General features: G+C 70.2%; 14 protein-coding genes. 7 read left to right on the plus strand and 7 right to left on the minus strand.

Going from position 1 to position 16,928, the window contains the following annotated elements:
• Positions 1–8: 8 nt before the first annotated feature.
• From rplI to rpsF, 4 genes are all read right to left on the minus strand, one after another.
• Positions 9–455: a 50S ribosomal protein L9 gene (rplI, locus tag ACFZCF_RS11755; protein WP_169094053.1), complete on the minus strand. Its 447-nt coding sequence runs from the start codon at positions 453–455 to the stop codon at positions 9–11.
• A gap of 18 nt (positions 456–473) precedes the next feature.
• On the minus strand, positions 474–710 hold the full coding sequence (rpsR, locus tag ACFZCF_RS11760) for a 30S ribosomal protein S18 (protein WP_005315025.1): 237 nt from the start codon (positions 708–710) through the stop codon (positions 474–476).
• A 64-nt stretch (positions 711–774) separates the two neighbouring features.
• Positions 775–1,380 (minus strand): single-stranded DNA-binding protein, encoded by a 606-nt coding sequence (locus ACFZCF_RS11765; protein WP_391286274.1) that lies wholly within the window; start codon positions 1,378–1,380, stop codon positions 775–777.
• Positions 1,381–1,449: 69 nt separating this feature from the next.
• The gene (gene rpsF, locus ACFZCF_RS11770; RefSeq protein ID WP_004950685.1) at positions 1,450–1,740 is read right to left on the minus strand and encodes a 30S ribosomal protein S6; all 291 of its coding nucleotides are present in this window, start codon (positions 1,738–1,740) and stop codon (positions 1,450–1,452) included.
• A 240-nt stretch (positions 1,741–1,980) separates the two neighbouring features.
• Between rpsF and ACFZCF_RS11775 the strand changes: the two genes are divergently transcribed.
• The 3 genes from ACFZCF_RS11775 (at position 1,981) to ACFZCF_RS11785 (ending at position 4,674) form a co-directional block, all read left to right on the plus strand.
• On the plus strand, positions 1,981–2,295 hold the full coding sequence (locus ACFZCF_RS11775; RefSeq protein ID WP_319011551.1) for a hypothetical protein: 315 nt from the start codon (positions 1,981–1,983) through the stop codon (positions 2,293–2,295).
• A gap of 118 nt (positions 2,296–2,413) precedes the next feature.
• A complete protein-coding gene (locus tag ACFZCF_RS11780) occupies positions 2,414–3,532 on the plus strand; it encodes a lipid II:glycine glycyltransferase FemX (protein WP_388442345.1) in 1,119 nt (372 codons plus the stop codon).
• 110 nt (positions 3,533–3,642) lie between these two features.
• Positions 3,643–4,674: an alanine racemase gene (locus ACFZCF_RS11785; RefSeq protein WP_388442348.1), complete on the plus strand. Its 1,032-nt coding sequence runs from the start codon at positions 3,643–3,645 to the stop codon at positions 4,672–4,674.
• A gap of 24 nt (positions 4,675–4,698) precedes the next feature.
• Here ACFZCF_RS11785 and ACFZCF_RS11790 read toward each other — a convergent pair whose 3' ends face one another.
• Together ACFZCF_RS11790 and ACFZCF_RS11795 are read right to left on the minus strand one after the other, a co-directional pair.
• Positions 4,699–6,252, minus strand: a complete 1,554-nt coding sequence (locus tag ACFZCF_RS11790; protein WP_391286278.1) for a glycosyltransferase 87 family protein — start codon at positions 6,250–6,252, stop codon at positions 4,699–4,701.
• Between the two features lie 203 nt (positions 6,253–6,455).
• Positions 6,456–9,293: a transglycosylase domain-containing protein gene (locus ACFZCF_RS11795; protein WP_391286280.1), complete on the minus strand. Its 2,838-nt coding sequence runs from the start codon at positions 9,291–9,293 to the stop codon at positions 6,456–6,458.
• A gap of 382 nt (positions 9,294–9,675) precedes the next feature.
• On the opposite strand from ACFZCF_RS11795, the gene ACFZCF_RS11800 reads away from it, so the two are divergent.
• The 3 genes from ACFZCF_RS11800 to ACFZCF_RS11810 all read left to right on the plus strand — a co-directional run bounded on the left by ACFZCF_RS11800 (position 9,676) and on the right by ACFZCF_RS11810 (position 12,837).
• Positions 9,676–10,350, plus strand: coding sequence for a helix-turn-helix transcriptional regulator (locus tag ACFZCF_RS11800; protein ID WP_382838865.1), 675 nt, complete (start codon positions 9,676–9,678; stop codon positions 10,348–10,350).
• A gap of 48 nt (positions 10,351–10,398) precedes the next feature.
• Positions 10,399–11,481 carry an inositol-3-phosphate synthase gene (locus ACFZCF_RS11805; RefSeq protein ID WP_189953451.1) on the plus strand — a complete coding sequence of 361 codons (1,083 nt, stop codon included), beginning with the start codon at positions 10,399–10,401 and terminating at the stop codon, positions 11,479–11,481.
• An 84-nt stretch (positions 11,482–11,565) separates the two neighbouring features.
• A complete protein-coding gene (locus tag ACFZCF_RS11810) occupies positions 11,566–12,837 on the plus strand; it encodes an MFS transporter (protein WP_388442359.1) in 1,272 nt (423 codons plus the stop codon).
• A 40-nt stretch (positions 12,838–12,877) separates the two neighbouring features.
• On the opposite strand, the gene ACFZCF_RS11815 is transcribed toward ACFZCF_RS11810, so the two are convergent.
• Complete coding sequence (locus ACFZCF_RS11815) at positions 12,878–14,320, minus strand: CCA tRNA nucleotidyltransferase (RefSeq protein WP_388442362.1); 1,443 nt, start codon at positions 14,318–14,320, stop codon at positions 12,878–12,880.
• Positions 14,321–14,555: 235 nt separating this feature from the next.
• Between ACFZCF_RS11815 and ACFZCF_RS11820 the strand changes: the two genes are divergently transcribed.
• Positions 14,556–16,916 (plus strand): DUF6049 family protein, encoded by a 2,361-nt coding sequence (locus ACFZCF_RS11820; RefSeq protein ID WP_391286282.1) that lies wholly within the window; start codon positions 14,556–14,558, stop codon positions 16,914–16,916.
• The last annotated feature ends 12 nt before the right edge of the window (positions 16,917–16,928 follow it).

The raw sequence follows: 16,928 nt of genomic DNA on the forward strand, positions 1-16,928 counted from the left end.
GAGCAGCGTTACGCGGCAACGACCTCGATGCCGAGCTTCGCGGCAACCTCGGGGTGCAGACGCACGAGCACCTGGTGCGAGCCCAGGGTCTTGATCGGCGAACCGAGCTCGACGCGACGCTTGTCGACCTCGGGGCCACCGGCGGACTTGATCGCCGTGGCGACGTCGGCCGGGGTCACGGAGCCGAAGAGACGGCCGGCGTCGCCGGAGCGAACGGCCAGACGGACCTTCGTGCCCTCGAGCTTGGCCTTGATCTCGTTGGCCTGCTCGATGGTCGCGATCTCGTGGATCTTGCGGGCGCGGCGGATCTGCGCCACGTCCTTCTCGCCACCCTTGGTCCAGCGGATCGCGAAACCACGCGGGACCAGGTAGTTGCGAGCGTAGCCGTCCTTGACCTCGACGACGTCGCCGGCCGCACCGAGGCCGGAGACTTCCTGGGTGAGGATGATCTTCATTTTTCGGTCACCCTTCCCTTATCGCGCGGTGGACGTGTAGGGCAGCAGCGCCATCTCACGGCTGTTCTTGACGGCCGTGGCGACGTCACGCTGGTGCTGCGTGCAGTTGCCGGTCACGCGGCGGGCACGGATCTTGCCGCGGTCGGAAATGAACTTCCGCAGCATGTTCGTGTCCTTGTAGTCCACGTACGCGGTCTTGTCCTTGCAGAACGCGCAGACCTTCTTCTTAGGCTTGCGCACAGGCGGCTTCGCCATGGTGTTTCTCCTGTGTGATCAAGAAGTGTGGGGTACGAGCTGCTTCCAGGGCCCCGAGGGATCCCTAGAAGGGGGGCTCGTCCGAGTAGCCGCCGCCGGAGTTGCCACCCCAGCCGCCACCGCCGCCGGCCTGCTGGCCGCCGCCGGAGGAGGAGCCGCCGGAGGAGGAGCCGCCGGAGGCCCAGGGGTCGTCGGAGGGAGCTCCGCCGCCCTGCGGCTGGCCGCCGCCGGAGTTGCCACCCCAGCCGCCGCCACCCTGCTGGCCGCCGCCGCCGAAGCCGCCGCCGCCACCCTGGCCACCGCGGCCGGTGGTCTTGGTGACCTTGGCCGTGGCGTTGCGCAGGCTGGGACCGACTTCCTCGACGTCCAGCTCGTAGACCGTGCGCTTGACGCCCTGGTTGTCCTCGTAGGACCGCTGCTTCAGGCGGCCCTGAACGACGACGCGCATGCCCCGCTGAAGGGACTCGGCGACGTTCTCCGCCGCCTGACGCCAGACCGAGCAGGTCAGGAAGAGGCTCTCGCCGTCCTTCCACTCGTTGGTCTGACGGTCGAAGGTGCGGGGAGTGGACGCGACGCGGAACTTCGCGACCGCCGCACCGGACGGGGTGAAGCGCAGCTCGGGGTCGTCGACGAGATTGCCGACGACCGTGATGACGGTCTCGCCTGCCATGGGTGAACCTCTCGGCGTTGCTTCTGGCTGCTTGCTGCTACTCGGACCCGATTACCTCTGAGCGAAAGCTCAGTGGGTCTCGGGGCGGAGGACCTTGGTCCGGAGGACCGACTCGTTCAGGTTCATCTGGCGGTCGAGCTCCTTGACGACCGCAGGCTCGGCCTGCAGGTCGATGACCGAGTAGATGCCCTCGGGCTTCTTCTTGATCTCGTAGGCGAGACGACGACGGCCCCAGGTGTCGACCTTCTCGACCTTTCCGTTGCCCTCACGGACGACGGAGAGGAAGTTCTCGATCAGCGGGGAGACAGCGCGCTCCTCGAGATCGGGGTCGAGGATGACCATCACCTCGTAGTGACGCATGTGGAACCCACCTCCTTTGGACTCAGCGGCCACGGTCGTTCCGTGGCAGGAGGGTCGTGATGCGTGAGCGACGGCGTCCAGACTGGCAGGACCAGGGCAGACACCGGCGCAGACCGTACAGAGTACCTGCACAACGCCTTGCGGTTGAAATCCGGTGGGGAGGGGACGCAATCTGTACACATCGGACGTCGGCGGCGCTAGGATGCGCCGCCCTCCGCTCGGCACGCCAGGAGGTGCCCCATGGCACAGGCAATGCGACCCGACCCCGGCCACTCCCTCTTCGCGACGGACGGCAAGCCGCACCCCCTCCAGGACACGCTGCTCGCGGTGACCCTGGTGCTCGGCATCCTGTCCTTCGTCACGGCGCAGTTCCACAGCCTGCACCTGCTCAGCTCGTGGACGGGCCTGATCGGCATCCTGACCGGGGCCTACGGACAGTTCATCTCCGTCACCACCCGCGAACGCTTCTTCCTGATCATCGGCCTCGGCGCCGCGGCGGTGGGCTTCTATCTCGGCATGGCTCACGGCGGGCTCTTCACCGGCGTGATCAACTGACACCGAGCACGTCAGGGCCCCCGTGGCCCTTCGGGGCGCTCCCCGGTCGCAGTAGGCTTCGGCGCGAGAGCCGGAGCCCCTGACCGATGGGGACACACCTGCCGAGGAGCGCCCCGACATGAGCCTGACCCTGAGGACCATCAGCCGAGAGCAGCATCTGGCGTACATCCAGAGCCTGCCCGGCGCGAGCCACTGCCAGGTCCCGGCGTGGGCGGACGTGAAGACCGAGTGGCGCTCGGAGAACCTCGGCTGGTTCGACAAGAGCGGCGAGCTCGTCGGCGTGGGCCTGGTGCTGTACCGCCAGCTCCCCAAGCTCAAGCGCTACCTGGCATACCTCCCCGAGGGCCCGGTCATCAACTGGTACGCCCCCAACCTCGACGAGTGGCTCCAGCCGATGCTGGCCCACCTGAAGCAGCAGGGCGCCTTCTCCGTGAAGATGGGCCCGCCGGTCGTCATCCGCCGCTGGGACGCGGCCGCGATCAAGTCCGGCATCCAGGACCCGGACGTCAAGCGCCTCAAGGACGTGCAGGCGACCGAGGTCGTGCCGCACGCCTTCGAGGTGGCCGACCGGCTGCGGAAGATGGGCTGGCAGCAGGGCGACGACGGCGGCGCGGGCTTCGGCGACGTGCAGCCCCGCTACGTCTTCCAGGTCCCGCTGGCCAACCGCTCGCTCGACGACGTCCTCAAGGGCTTCAACCAGCTGTGGCGCCGCAACATCAAGAAGGCCGAGAAGGCCGGCGTCGAGGTCGTCCAGGGCGGCTACGAGGACCTCGCCGAGTGGCAGCGCCTGTACGAGATCACCGCCGTCCGCGACAAGTTCCGGCCGCGCCCGCTCTCGTACTTCCAGCGCATGTGGACGGTCCTCAACAACGAGGACCCCAACCGGATGCGCCTCTACTTCGCCCGTCACAACGGCGTGAACCTCTCCGCGGCGACGATGCTCGTCGTCGGCGGCCACGTCTGGTACTCGTACGGCGCCTCCGACAACATCGGCCGCGAGGTCCGGCCGTCCAACGCCATGCAGTGGCGGATGCTCCGCGACGCGTACGCGATGGGCGCCACCGTCTACGACCTGCGCGGCATCTCCGACTCGCTCGACGAGACCGACCACCTCTTCGGCCTGATCCAGTTCAAGGTCGGCACCGGCGGCGAGGCCGTCGAGTACGTCGGCGAGTGGGACTTCCCGCTGAACAAGCTGCTCCACAAGGCGCTGGACATCTACATGTCGCGCCGCTGACGCTCCGCGCGGGGCTTGCGTAACCTCGTAGTCCCACGAGTAGTTCCGCGAGTCTCGTACACACCTGCGAAACCCCCCACCGCAGCCATCAGAAAGGTTCCGGGCCGGCCATGGCGCTCTCCCTCTACGTCGACACCGCTCGCTGGCGGGCGCACCAGAAGTCCGTGATCGACCAGTTCCCCGGTCTGATCCCGGTCTGCAAGGGCAACGGCTACGGCTTCGGCCACGAGCGACTCGCCGAGGAGGCGGCCCGTTTCGGCGCCGACATGCTCGCGGTCGGGACCACGTACGAGGCCGCGAAGATCAAGGACTGGTTCGGCGGCGACCTGCTGGTCCTCACCCCGTTCCGGCGGGGTGAGGAGCCGGTGCCGCTGCCGGACCGGGTGATCCGCTCCGTCTCCTCGGTCGACGGGGTGCACGCCCTGGTCGGCGCCCGGGTCGTCATCGAGGTCATGAGCTCGATGAAGCGGCACGGCGTCCGCGAGGAGGAGCTCGGCCGGCTCGCCGCCGCGATCGAGGACGTGCGCCTGGAGGGCTTCGCCCTGCACCTGCCGCTGGACCGTACGGACGGCACGGACGCCGTCGAGGAGGTCATCTCCTGGATGGACCGGCTGCGCGCCGCCCGGCTGCCGCTGCACACCATGTTCGTGAGCCATCTGCGGGCCGAGGAGCAGGCCCGGCTCCAGCAGCAGTTCCCGCAGACCCGCTTCCGCGCCCGGATCGGCACGCGGCTCTGGCTGGGCGACCACGAGGCCACCGAGTACCGCGGCTCGGTCCTGGACGTCACCCGGGTCGCCAAGGGCGACCGCTTCGGCTACCGCCAGCAGAAGGCGGCCTCGGACGGCTGGCTGGTCGTCGTCGCCGGCGGCACCTCGCACGGTGTGGGCCTGGAGGCCCCGAAGGCGATGCACGGCGTGATGCCGCGCGCCAAGGGCGTGGCCAGGGCCGGTCTGGCCACGGTCAACCGGAACCTGTCGCCGTTCGTCTGGGCCGGCAAGCAGCGCTGGTTCGCCGAGCCGCCGCACATGCAGGTGTCGATCCTCTTCGTGCCGGCCGACGCCCAGGAGCCGCAGGTCGGCGACGAACTGGTGGCGCACCTGCGGCACACCACGACGCAGTTCGACCGGCTCGTGGAGCGCTGAGCCGGCCGGACCCGCGTCGTCGGATCACCCCCGGGAGCCCTCGGCCCCGGGGGTTCCCCATGTCACGAGGAGCTCCCGCTCGCCGGGCTCGGAGGCCGCGTGCCGGGCCGGTCGTGCGGCGGCGCCCACCACGAAGACGTCCCGGGCGCCGTCCAGGACGCCGCCCGAGGGGTCGTCGGCGCCGTCCTGCCGGACCGGGTCCTTGTCGGGCGCCAGGATGTCCCGTACGACCACGGCGCACAGGTAGAGCGTGCCCAGCAGGTGCAGCACGATCGCGAAGTGGTAGCCGTCCAGCGGCAGCCCCTGCTTGTTGCCGCTGCCGGTGAACGCGAGGTACATCCAGATCCCGAGGTAGTACAGGACCTCGCAGGACTGCCAGATCAGGAAGTCCCGCCAGCGCGGCCGGGCGAGCGCGGCGAGCGGCACCAGCCAGAGGACGTACTGCGGCGAGTAGACCTTGTTGGTGAGGACGAACGCGGCGACCATCAGGAACGCCAGCTGGGCGAGGCGGGGCCGCCGGGGCGCGGCGAAGGCCAGCCAGCCGATCCCGCCCGCGGCGAGCAGCAGGAGCAGCAGCGCGTACAGGTTGGCCCGCTCGGGCGGGATGGTCTGCCCGGCGCGCTGGCTGACGAGCAGCCAGACCGAGCCGAAATCCACGTTCCGGTCGCGGCTGAAGAGGTAGAACTGCTTCCAGCCCTGGGGCGCGAGGAGCATCACCGGCAGGTTCACCACCAGCCAGGAGCCCGCCGCGCCGAGCAGGGCGGCGCCGAAGGCGCGCATCCGCCCGGCCCGCCGGCAGAGCAGCAGCAGCGGCCACAGCAGCAGCACCGGGTAGAACTTCGCCGCCACCGCCAGGCCCAGCAGGATGCCGGCGGCGAGCGGCCGGGAGCGGGACCACATCAGGATCGCGGCGGCGGTGAGGGCCACGGCGAGCAGGTCCCAGTTGATGGTGGCGGTGAGGGCCACGGCGGGCGCCAGGGCGACGAGCAGGGCGTCCCAGGGCCGGTTGCGGTGCGTCCGGGCCACGCAGACCGCGAGGACGGCCGCGCAGGCCATCAGCAGGCCGGAGTTGACGATCCAGTACGTCTGGCCGCGGCCCTGGGGGTCGCCGCCGGGCGTCATCCAGGCCGCCACCTCCATGAACAGCCCCGTCAGGACGGGGTACTCCAGGAACGGTATGTCGCCGGGGAGCCGGTCGAAGTAGGGCACCAGCCCCTCGGAGAAGCCGCGCCCGGCGAAGAGGTGCGGGATGTCCGAGTAGCAGGCGTGGGTGTACTGAGAGGTGGTGCCGCGGAACCAGGCCCAGTTGTAGCAGGGCAGTTTCTGCACCATGCCGAGGGCGAACATGCCAATGGCGACGAGTGCGATCACGCGCACCGGGGTGAACTGCCCGCCCCCGGGCCCGCTGCCGGGCAGGGCGCGCCGGCCGTAACGCCCGCCGATGAGGGCGCTGCCGGCGGCGGCCACCTCGTCGCGCCGGGTGGGGGCGACGACGGGCGCGACGACGGGGGCGTCGTCGACGGAGGCGTCGTCGACGGGGGTGTCGTCGGGGCCGTTCGTCTTCTTCAGGCTCGGCATGGGGGACATCCTGCCGTACGCCCCTGGGAATCCGGCCGCGTCCGGGGCGGCAACGCGGAGGGCCGCCGCGCTCCGCCCCGTACCGCGTGGGTACGGGGCGGGCGCGACGGCCCTCGCCACGCCGGTCGCCCGGCGGGTCGCCTGGCGGGTCGCCCGGCGCGTCGCCCGGCCGGTGATCCGGCCGGGCCTCCGGGTCGGGCGCCTCAGTCGAAGAAGCCTCCGGTGGAGGAGTCGGTCGGGTCTCCGCCGCTGCCTCCGTTGTTCCCGTTGCCTCCGTTGCCGGGTCCTGCCGGGTCCGTCGTCGTGTTCGTCGGCGTCGGGGCCGTGCTGCCGGTGGGTGTCGGCTGGGTGGACCCGCCGTCGCCGCCGCCCGTCTCGTTGCAGTCCCAGCTGTCCCAGATGCTGCAGGTGGTCTTGCCGGGCTTCGGCTCCTTCGTCGTCGGCTTGCCGCTGTCGGTGGGTGTCGCCGGGGGAGTCGTCGTCGGGGGGGCGGTGGTGGCCGTCTCGGTGGGCGTCGGCGTCTCGGTCGGCGTCGGGGTGGCCGTCGGCTTGGGCGTGGCGCCGCCGCCGTAGACCGCCTTGGCGTCCGCGAGCTTCTCCGGCTTGGGGAACTTCTCGGCGGGCAGGTCGGCCACGGCGTCCGTCATGTAGTCGTTCCAGATCTGGGACGGGAAGGACGAGCCGTGGATCGACTTCTGGCCGCCCGTGCCGTACATCTCCAGGAACTCGCGGCCTTCCTTGGTCTCGTCGTCGTCGAAGCGGTACATGTCGATCGCCGTCGCGAGCTGCGGCGTGTAGCCGACGAACCAGGCCGACATGTTGTCGTCGGTGGTACCGGTCTTGCCGGCCACGTCGCGGCCCGGGATGGCCGCGTTGTTGCCGGTGCCGTCCTCGTCCTCGACGACGCTGCGGAGCACGTCGGTGACGTTGGAGGAGATGGCCGAGGAGAACTTCTGCTCGGACTTGCCCTCGTGCTTGAAGATGACCTGGCCGCCCTTGACCACCTTGGTGACCGAGTACGGCTCGTTGCGCACGCCCTGGTTGGCGAAGGTGGAGTAGGCGCCGGCCATGCGGATCGCGCTGGGGCTGGAGATGCCGAGCGAGAAGGACGGGACCTCGCCCTTCACCAGCGAGTCGGGCCGCAGACCGGCGTCGATGGCCGCCTGACGCACCTTGTCGATGCCGACGTCCATGCCGAGCTGCACGAAGGGGGAGTTGGCGGAGACGATCATCGCCCGGCGCAGGCTGATGTTGCCGTAGCTCCGGTCACCCTCGTTGTCCTGCTTCCACTCCTCCCCCTTCTCGTTGTGCCAGATCTCGCCGTTGTACTTGCGGACCTTGAGGTCGTCCTTGCCGCTGTAGCGGCTCTTGTCGGGGTCGACCAGGGTGCGGGTGGATGGGCCCTGCTCCGCGGGGCCCTCCGGGTCGCGCACGCCGTCCTTCATCGCGGCGGCGAGCACGAAGGGCTTGAACGTCGAACCGACCTGGGCGCCGGTGGTGTCGGCGTTGTTGGTGTAGTGCTTGGTGGCGTCCTGGCCGCCGTAGATGGCGACGATGGCGCCGGTCTTGACGTCGACGGAGGCACCGCCGAACTCGACGTGGGTGTCGTCCTCGGGACGCTTCTTCTCGTCGATGTACTCGTCGTAGACCTTCTGGACGGAGTCCGACATCGCCTGCACCTTCTTCTTGTCGAAGGTGGTGTGGATCTCGTATCCACCGAGGTTCAGGGCCTCGTCGCTGATGTCGTACTTGCTGCGGAAGTTGGCCTTGGCGGTGGCGACCAGGTAGCCGATCTGCCCGCTGAGCTGCGCGTCCGTCTTCCGCTTCTGGATCTTCGGGAGCTTCGTGTACTTCGCCCGCTCCTCCGCCGTGATCTTCCCGTCCTTGACCATCTCGTCGAGGATCCAGGCCCAGCGCTCGGTGAGGCGCGCCAGGTTCTTCTCGGGGGTGGCGTCGGGGTCGTACTCGGGGTAGCCGGCCGGGTCGTAGTACGTCGCACCCTTCAGCACCGCGGCGAGGACCGCCGACTCGGAGGCGTTGAGGTCCTTGGAGTCCTTCTCGAAGTACGCGCGGGAGGCGGCCTGGATGCCGTAGGCGTTGCGGCCGTAGTAGGCGGTGTTGAGGTAGCCGACCAGGATGTCGTTCTTCCCCAGATCGTTGCCGACCTTGATGGAGATGAAGAGCTCCTTCACCTTCCGGGAGAGTGACTGCGTCTGGTCGTTGAGCAGGCCGTTCTTCACGTACTGCTGGGTGATGGTCGAGCCGCCCTGGGTCTCGCCGCCCTTCGCCATGTTCCACACGGCGCGGGCGATGCCCATGGGGTCGACGCCCCAGTCGTCGCGGAAGGTCTTGTTCTCGGCCGAGATCACGGCCTCCTGCATGACCGTCGGGATCTGGTCGATGCCGACGATCTGGCGGTTCGCGCCGGCCCCGGTGGCGACCATCCGCGAGCCGTCGTTCCAGTAGTAGATGTTGTTCTGGGAGGTCGCGGCGTCGGCCACGTTGGGGACGACCACCTGCGAGTACGCGAAGATCGAGGCGCCCATGAGGAGGCCCACGAACAGCAGGAACGTGCCCGTGACGAGCTTCCAGGACGGCATCCAGCGACGCCAGCCGTCCTTGTCGTGCCGCGGGTAGTCGATCAGCCGCTTCTTGCCCGGCGGACGGCCGCCCGGGCCTCCGCCGCGTCCGCCGCCACCACCGCCCCTGCGGCCGCCGCCACCGGGACCGTTCGGTCCACCGGGGCCGGCCGCGGGGGCGCGCCGTCGGCCACCGCGCTGGGCGGCCCGCCGGGCCTCCGCGCGACCGCCGTACGGACGTGCCTCCTCCCCGTAGGGGGAGGGGGCCCCGTGGGAACCGGACGACCCGTACGAGGCGGACGACCCGTAAGGGGCCGGCGATCCGTACGGGGGCGTTCCGGTACCGGGGTTCTCGGCCGGGGCCGACCTGCGGCCGGCCGGCTGCTGGGCGGCGCGTCGTGCCGCCGCGCGGCCGCCCGTCGGCGGCTCCTGCGACGGCATCCTGCGACGGTGCTCGCTCATCGAACGACTACTCCTCGGGCAGGCGCGTACGCCTGGAAGCGGCAGTTGAGTTCCGGTCCCCCCGAAATGCGTACGACCGGAGCCCATCGGAGGCCCCTTTCGTACCGCAGCCGGTCACCCGCTGCACTGACGCCCCAGCGCGGCTCCTGGTTCCCGGTGGTGTGCATGCCGCACAGACTACGCACGGCCAAAACCCCTCTTGCTCCCGAGTTCACCCCAAATCAGGCAAGTCGCACGCTATGAATTGATGATGTGACGCCGGTCACCACACCCCCGCTTGTCGGACCTCTCGGCCCGTTCTATCGTGCTGATGTATCGAGTCGATACATCAGCACGGCATAAGTGTTTCGGCCACGGACCGCAGGGTGAAGGAGGACGACGGATGAGCAGACGCTCCGGCATTCTCGAATTCGCCGTTCTCGGCCTCCTGCGCGAAGCCCCGATGCACGGATACGAGCTGCGCAAGCGCCTCAACACCTCGCTCGGCATCTTCCGCGCGTTCAGCTACGGGACGCTCTACCCCTGCCTCAAGACGCTGGTCGCAAACGGCTGGTTGATCGAGGAACCGGGCAGCGCCCCCGAGGAGGCGCTCGCCTCGTCACTCGCAGGACGCCGGGCCAAGATCGTCTACCGGTTGACGCCCGAGGGGAAGGAGCACTTCGAGGAGCTCCTCTCCCACACCGGCCCGGACACCTGGGAGGACGAGCACTTCGCCGCCCGCTTCGCGTTTTTCGGCCAGACCGAGCGCGAAGTGCGGATGCGGGTCCTCGAAGGCCGCCGCAGCCGGCTGGAGGAGCGCCTGGAGAAGATGCGCGCCTCGCTGGCCCGGACGCGCGAGCGACTCGACGACTACACGCTTGAGCTCCAGCGCCACGGAATGGAGTCCGTGGAGCGCGAAGTGCGCTGGCTGAACGAGCTCATCGAGAGCGAGCGGGCGGGACGCGACCAGCGTCCCGGCACCGACGCTCCGCACGACAACGATTCTGGAGAGACGGGCGGCCTGCCCCGGCACGGGGGCAGTACCCGGCCGGATCCGTCCGACGACACCGCCAAGTGAAACCCTGCGCCAGCAGGGCTTCCACGATCACAACAGGGAGCAACCGGAATGGGTTCGGTTCGCGTAGCCATCGTCGGCGTGGGCAACTGCGCCGCCTCGCTGGTTCAGGGCGTCGAGTACTACAAGGACGCCGACCCGGCGACCAAGGTGCCCGGCCTCATGCACGTCCAGTTCGGCGACTACCACGTCGGTGACGTCGAGTTCGTCGCCGCCTTCGACGTCGACGCGAAGAAGGTCGGCCTGGACCTCGCGGACGCCATCGGCGCCAGCGAGAACAACACCATCAAGATCTGCGACGTGCCCGCCTCCGGCGTCACCGTCCAGCGCGGCCACACCCTCGACGGTCTCGGCAAGTACTACCGCCAGACCATCGAGGAGTCCGCCGAGGCGCCTGTCGACGTCGTCCAGATCCTCAAGGACCGCCAGGTCGACGTCCTCGTCTGCTACCTGCCCGTCGGTTCCGAGGAAGCGGCGAAGTTCTACGCCCAGTGCGCCATCGACGCCAAGGTCGCCTTCGTCAACGCCCTCCCGGTCTTCATCGCCGGCACCAAGGAGTGGGCGGACAAGTTCACCGAGGCCGGCGTCCCGATCGTCGGTGACGACATCAAGTCCCAGGTGGGCGCCACCATCACGCACCGCGTGATGGCCAAGCTCTTCGAGGACCGCGGTGTCCGTCTCGAGCGCACCATGCAGCTGAACGTCGGCGGCAACATGGACTTCAAGAACATGCTCGAGCGCGAGCGCCTGGAGTCCAAGAAGATCTCCAAGACGCAGGCCGTCACCTCGCAGATCCCCGACCGCGAGCTGGGCGACAAGAACGTCCACATCGGCCCGTCGGACTACGTGGCCTGGCTGGACGACCGCAAGTGGGCGTACGTCCGCCTCGAGGGCCGCGCCTTCGGCGACGTCCCGCTGAACCTCGAGTACAAGCTCGAGGTCTGGGACTCCCCGAACTCCGCGGGTGTCATCATCGACGCCCTGCGCGCCGCGAAGATCGCCAAGGACCGCGGCATCGGCGGCCCGATCCTCTCCGCGTCGAGCTACTTCATGAAGTCCCCGCCGGTCCAGTACTTCGACGACGAGGCCCTGGCCAACGTCGAGAAGTTCATCAAGGGCGAGGTCGAGCGCTGACCTTCCGAGGTCTCCTGCGTTTCGCCTGACGAGGGTCCCCGCGGCACTGCCCGGGGACCCTCGCCGTATGTGAGTCTTGCTGCCATGTCCGTCGCACGTGATCTGCGCGTACTGCTGCGCCTGCGGGACTTCCGGCGCCTGCTCGCCGTCCGGCTGCTCTCCCAGAGCGCGGACGGGGTCTACCAGGTCGCCCTGGCCACGTACGTCGTCTTCTCCCCCGAGAAGCAGGCGACCCCGGCCGCCATCGCCTCCGCCATGGCCGTGCTGCTGCTCCCGTACTCCGTCGTCGGCCCCTTCGCCGGCGTCCTCCTCGACCGCTGGCAGCGCCGCCAGGTCTTCCTCTACGGGAACCTGCTCCGCGCCCTGCTCGCCGGCGGGACCGCCGTGCTCGTCCTCGCCCCGGTCCCCGACTGGCTCTTCTACGCCTCCGCCCTCTCCGTCACGGCCGTCAACCGCTTCGTGCTCGCGGGACTCTCGGCCGCCCTGCCGCGGGTCGTCGACGAGGAGCGGCTGGTCCTGGCCAACTCGCTCTCGCCCACCGCCGGCACCCTCGCCGCCACCGTCGGCGGCGGACTCGCCTTCGGCGTCCGCCTACTGGCCGACGGGTCCGATGCCGTCGTGGTCGCCTTCGGTGCCGTGCTGTACCTCTGCGCCGCCCTCGCCTCCCTGCGCATCACCCGGACCCTCCTCGGTCCCGACCCCGATCAGGTGCCGGGCCGGCTCTCCACGGCGCTCGCCTCCACCGCCCGGGGCCTCGCCGCCGGGCTGCGCCACCTCGCCGCACGCCGCCCGGCCGCCTTGGCGCTTACCGCCGTCGGGCTGATGCGCTTCTGCTACGGCGCTCTGCTCGTGACCGTGCTGATGCTCGCTCGGTACGCCTGGAGCGCCACCGAGTCGGAGGGGCTCGGGCTCCTGGGGATCGCCGTCGCCGCCTCGGGCGCCGGTTTCTTCACCGCCGCCGTCCTCTCACCCTGGGCGGTCGGACGGTTCGGGCCCTTCGGCTGGATGTTCCTCTGCTCGACCGCGGCCGCCGTCCTCGTCCCGGCGCTCGCCCTGTCCTTCAGGCCCGTGACGTTCCTCGTCGCCGCCTTCGTCCTGGGGCTCATCACCCAGGGAGCGAAGATCGCCACCGACACCGTCGTGCAGACGAGCGTGGACGACGCCTACCGGGGCCGGGTGTTCTCCCTCTACGACGTGCTCTTCAACGTCGCCTTCGTGGCGGCGGCCGGGGTCGCCGCCCTGATGCTGCCGCCCGACGGCCGCTCGCCCTTGCTGATCCTGCTGGTGGCCGGCGGTTACGCGGGCATCGCGCTGCTGCTGCGCCGGGCGGGCCGGGAGCGGCGACGTTTCACGTGAAACACCGCCGGGGGTGTTTCACGTGAAACAGGGCGCGGCCTCAGTCGCGCGCCGCCCACCATTCCTTGAGTGCGGCGACGGCCTGCTCGTACTCCATCGGACCGTTCTCCAGTCGCAGCTCCAGCAGGAACTTGTACGCCTGGCCGACGGCGGGACCCGGCTTGATCTCCAGGATCTCCTGGATCTGGTTGCCGTCGAGGTCGGGCCGGATCGAGTCCAGTTCCTCCTGCTCCTGAAGCTGGGAGATGCGCTCCTCCAGGCCGTCATAGGCACGGGAGAGCGCGGACGCCTTGCGCTTGTTGCGCGTGGTGCAGTCCGAGCGGGTCAGCTTGTGGAGTCGCGAGAGCAGCGGCCCGGCGTCGCGGACATAGCGGCGCACGGCCGAGTCGGTCCACTCGCCCGTGCCATAGCCGTGGAAGCGCAGGTGCAGCTCCACGAGCCGCGAGACGTCCTTGACCAGCTCGTTCGAGTACTTCAGCGCGGTCATGCGCTTCTTGGTCATCTTCGCGCCCACCACCTCGTGGTGGTGGAAGGAGACCCGGCCGTCCTTCTCGAAGCGGCGGGTGCGGGGCTTGCCGATGTCGTGGAGGAGCGCGGCGAGGCGGAGCACCAGGTCCGGGCCGTCCTCCTCCAGGTCGATCGCCTGGTCGAGGACGGTCAGGGAGTGCTCGTACACGTCCTTGTGCCGGTGGTGCTCGTCGCTCTCCAGGCGCAGCGCCGGCAGCTCCGGGAGGACGTGGGCGGCGAGGCCGGTGTCGACGAGCAGGCCGAGGCCCTTCCGCGGGTGGGCGGAGAGCAGCAGCTTGTTCAGCTCGTCCCGGACGCGCTCGGCGGAGACGATCTCGATCCGGTCGGCCATCTCCGTCATCGCGGTGACGACCTCGGGGGCGACCTCGAAGTCGAGCTGGGCCGCGAAGCGGGCCGCCCGCATCATGCGCAGCGGGTCGTCGGAGAAGGACTCCTCGGGCGTGCCCGGGGTGCGCAGGACCCGGTCGGCGAGGTCCTCCAGACCGCCGTGCGGGTCGATGAACTCCTTCTCGGGGAGGGCCACGGCCATCGCGTTGACGGTGAAGTCACGGCGGACGAGGTCCTGGTCGATGGAGTCGCCGTAGGAGACCTCGGGCTTGCGGGAGGTCCGGTCGTACGCCTCGGAGCGGTACGTCGTGACCTCGATCTGGTAGCCGTCCTTCTGCGAGCCGACGGTGCCGAAGGCGATCCCGACCTCCCAGACGGCGTCGGCCCAGGGGCGGACGATCTTCAGCACGTCCTCGGGGCGGGCGTCCGTGGTGAAGTCCAGGTCGTTGCCGAGCCGGCCGAGGAGGGCGTCCCGTACCGAGCCGCCGACCAGGGCGAGGCGGAATCCGGCCTCCTGGAAGCGGCGGGCGAGGTCGTCGGCGACAGGGGCCACGCGCAGCAGTTCGCTGACGGCGCGGCGCTGCACCTGGCTCAGCTCGGTCGAGGTGTCTTCGTTGGCGTTCGGCACAACAGAAAAGGGTACGTGCCCCGCTCCGCCCCGGCGCCCCCGTTTCACCGCGCCCGCCCCGGGCCGGGCGGGAGCCGTCTGTGAGCTTCTTGTGAAAAGGGCCTCTTCCGGCCTCATCGGCTGGAGGACTCCCCGGCACTCGGCCCCTCCATGCCTCGTTACCATGCCTGGACACAGCAACCGGGAACCACTGGCATCACGGGCACCACCGACAACGACGAGGACGGGCGAACGCGTGGCTGAGGCGGCAGCTTTCCAGGGAACCGGTCCCTCACCTGCTCGTCGGTGGCTGCGGCGCACCCTCACCGTGGCCGTCGGGGCACCCCTCCTCGCCGGTCTGCTCCAGAACCCCTCGCCGGCCCGGGCCGCCGAGGAGACCCCGGTCTCCCGGACGGTCGATGTGTCCATCGACACGCTGACGCCGAGCGCCCCGGTCGAAGGGGACACCGTCACCGTCACGGGCACGCTGACCAACCGCGGCAAGCGCACCATCACCGACGCGACGGTGAACCTGCGGGTCGGTCCGCGGATGGACAGCCGCAGCGAGATCGACCAGGTCGCCCGCCGCAGGGGCTTCCGCTCCGACAGCGACCCCCAGCCCCTGGACGCCCCCGAGATCAAGGTCCCGCGCCTCGCCGCCGGCGTCGCCCAGGACTTCCGGATCTCCGTGCCGGTCGCCGATCTGGACCTCGGTGACGAGGGCGGCGTGTACCAGCTGGGCGTCTCCCTCACCGGGCAGACCTCGGACGCCCGGTGGGACCGCGTCCTCGGCATCGAGCGGACCTTCCTGCCCTACCAGCCGGAGCCGACCGCCAAGCGGACCCAGGTCACCTACCTCTGGCCGCTGATCTCCTCCGCCCACGTCTCGGCCGACACCGCCGCGGACGACCAGCAGACGCCCGTCTTCCAGGACGACGAGCTCGTCCAGGAGCTGCGCCCCGGCGGCAGGCTCGACGAGATGGTCACCCTGGGCAAGGATCTGCCGGTCACCTGGGTGGTCGACCCGGACCTGCTGGCCTCCGTCGACGCCATGGCCAGGGGCTACCGGGTCAAGGACGGGACCGGGCACATCGCGGGCACCCGTGAGAACCGCGACTTGGCCCAGCGCTGGCTCGGCGAGCTGGAGAAGGCCGTGCAGGGCCGCAAGATCGTCGCGCTGCCCTTCGCCGACCCCGACCTCGCCTCCCTGGCCCACCGCGGCAAGGCCGTGCCCGGCTCCCTCGGGCACCTCCAGTCGGCGACGGCGCTGGCCGGTTCGACCGTGGAGACGATCCTCCACGTCCAGCCGGCCACCGACTTCGCCTGGCCCGTGGAGGGCGCCGTCGACCCCTCGATCATGGCGGTCGCGACCTCGGCCGGCGCCCGCAAGGTCATCGCCCGCAGCGACAGCATCCGCGACGACGACCTCTCCTACACGCCCACGGCGGCCCGCCCCATCGGCGGCGGCGCCACGGCGGTGGTGAGCGACGCCGAGCTGTCGACCGCCTTCCAGGGCGACATGGTCCGCGCCGAGACGTCGACGCTCGCCGTCCAGGAGTTCCTGGCGCAGACCCTCGCGATCACCCTGGAGCAGCCGCAGGACCGGCGAAGCGTCGTCGTCGCCCCGCAGCGGCAGCCGAGCGTCTCCCAGGCCCAGGCGATGGCGGCCGCCGTGCGCGGACTCGGCGCCAAGCGCTGGACCGAGCCGCTCGACCTGGTCGCCGCGGCGGCGGCCAAGCCCGATCCCGACGCCTCGACGACCGTGCCGCGCGCCGCGCAGTACCCGAAGAAGCTCCGCGACGGCGAACTGCCGGTGGACGCCTTCCGGGACATGAAGACCACCGGCGACGAACTGAGCGATTTCAAGGTCGTCCTCGCCAGGCCGGACCGGGTCGTGCCGTCGGCGATCGCCGCGATCAACCGCGAGATGTCCACCTCCTGGCGGGGGCGGACCACCGCGGCGGCGATCTACCGCGCCGACGTCCAGGACGTCCTCCGGCGCCTCACCAAGAGCGTGGTGCTCGTCGACAAGTCCGCCCTGACCCTCTCCGGACGCAGCGCCACCATCCCCGTCACGGTGCAGAACAAGCTCCTCCAGGACGTGAAGGGCCTCGTCCTGCGGCTCACCTCCAGCAACGGCACCCGGCTGAAGGTCGACGGGAACACCTCGGCCGACCTGCCCATCACGGTCCGCGCCGGGCACAGCCAGTCGGTGAAGTTCCCCGCCTCGGCCAACGCCAACGGCCAGGTCTCGATGACCGCCCAGCTGTACACCGTGGACGGCACACCCTACGGCTCCCCGATGACCTTCTCCGTGAAGGTCTCGGAGATGACCCCGACGGTGATGCTGGTCATCGCCGGCGGTGTGCTGCTCCTCGTCCTCGCCGGCGTCCGCATGTACAGCCAGCGCAAGCGACTCGCCGCCCGCGCCGCCGAAGCCGAAACCGTCGCCGACGCCCTTGCCGAGGGCGGGACGGAGGCCGGGATCGAGGCCCCGAGCGACGGCGGGGCCGCGAGCGCCACGGCGGACGGAGCCGGGCAGCCGAGTGACCCGGAGGCGGACACCGGCTCCGAAAGCGGCGACCCGTCGGGCCCGGGTGAGAAAGTGGACCGTTGAGCGATGTCGTGG

Origin of the sequence: Streptomyces sp. NPDC007945 (assembly GCF_042958885.1) — a bacterium.
In the GTDB taxonomy this organism is placed as follows: domain Bacteria; phylum Actinomycetota; class Actinomycetes; order Streptomycetales; family Streptomycetaceae; genus Streptomyces.

Bases quoted from the DNA above. Each gene is read 5' to 3' on its own strand.
- rplI (WP_169094053.1), bottom strand. From the start codon at position 455: ATGAAGATCATCCTCACCCAGGAAGTCTCCGGCCTCGGTGCGGCCGGC.
- rpsR (WP_005315025.1), bottom strand. From the start codon at position 710: ATGGCGAAGCCGCCTGTGCGCAAGCCTAAGAAGAAGGTCTGCGCGTTC.
- ACFZCF_RS11765 (WP_391286274.1), bottom strand. From the start codon at position 1,380: ATGGCAGGCGAGACCGTCATCACGGTCGTCGGCAATCTCGTCGACGAC.
- rpsF (WP_004950685.1), bottom strand. From the start codon at position 1,740: ATGCGTCACTACGAGGTGATGGTCATCCTCGACCCCGATCTCGAGGAG.
- ACFZCF_RS11775 (WP_319011551.1), top strand. From the start codon at position 1,981: ATGGCACAGGCAATGCGACCCGACCCCGGCCACTCCCTCTTCGCGACG.
- ACFZCF_RS11780 (WP_388442345.1), top strand. From the start codon at position 2,414: ATGAGCCTGACCCTGAGGACCATCAGCCGAGAGCAGCATCTGGCGTAC.
- ACFZCF_RS11785 (WP_388442348.1), top strand. From the start codon at position 3,643: ATGGCGCTCTCCCTCTACGTCGACACCGCTCGCTGGCGGGCGCACCAG.
- ACFZCF_RS11790 (WP_391286278.1), bottom strand. From the start codon at position 6,252: ATGCCGAGCCTGAAGAAGACGAACGGCCCCGACGACACCCCCGTCGAC.
- ACFZCF_RS11795 (WP_391286280.1), bottom strand. From the start codon at position 9,293: ATGAGCGAGCACCGTCGCAGGATGCCGTCGCAGGAGCCGCCGACGGGC.
- ACFZCF_RS11800 (WP_382838865.1), top strand. From the start codon at position 9,676: ATGAGCAGACGCTCCGGCATTCTCGAATTCGCCGTTCTCGGCCTCCTG.
- ACFZCF_RS11805 (WP_189953451.1), top strand. From the start codon at position 10,399: ATGGGTTCGGTTCGCGTAGCCATCGTCGGCGTGGGCAACTGCGCCGCC.
- ACFZCF_RS11810 (WP_388442359.1), top strand. From the start codon at position 11,566: ATGTCCGTCGCACGTGATCTGCGCGTACTGCTGCGCCTGCGGGACTTC.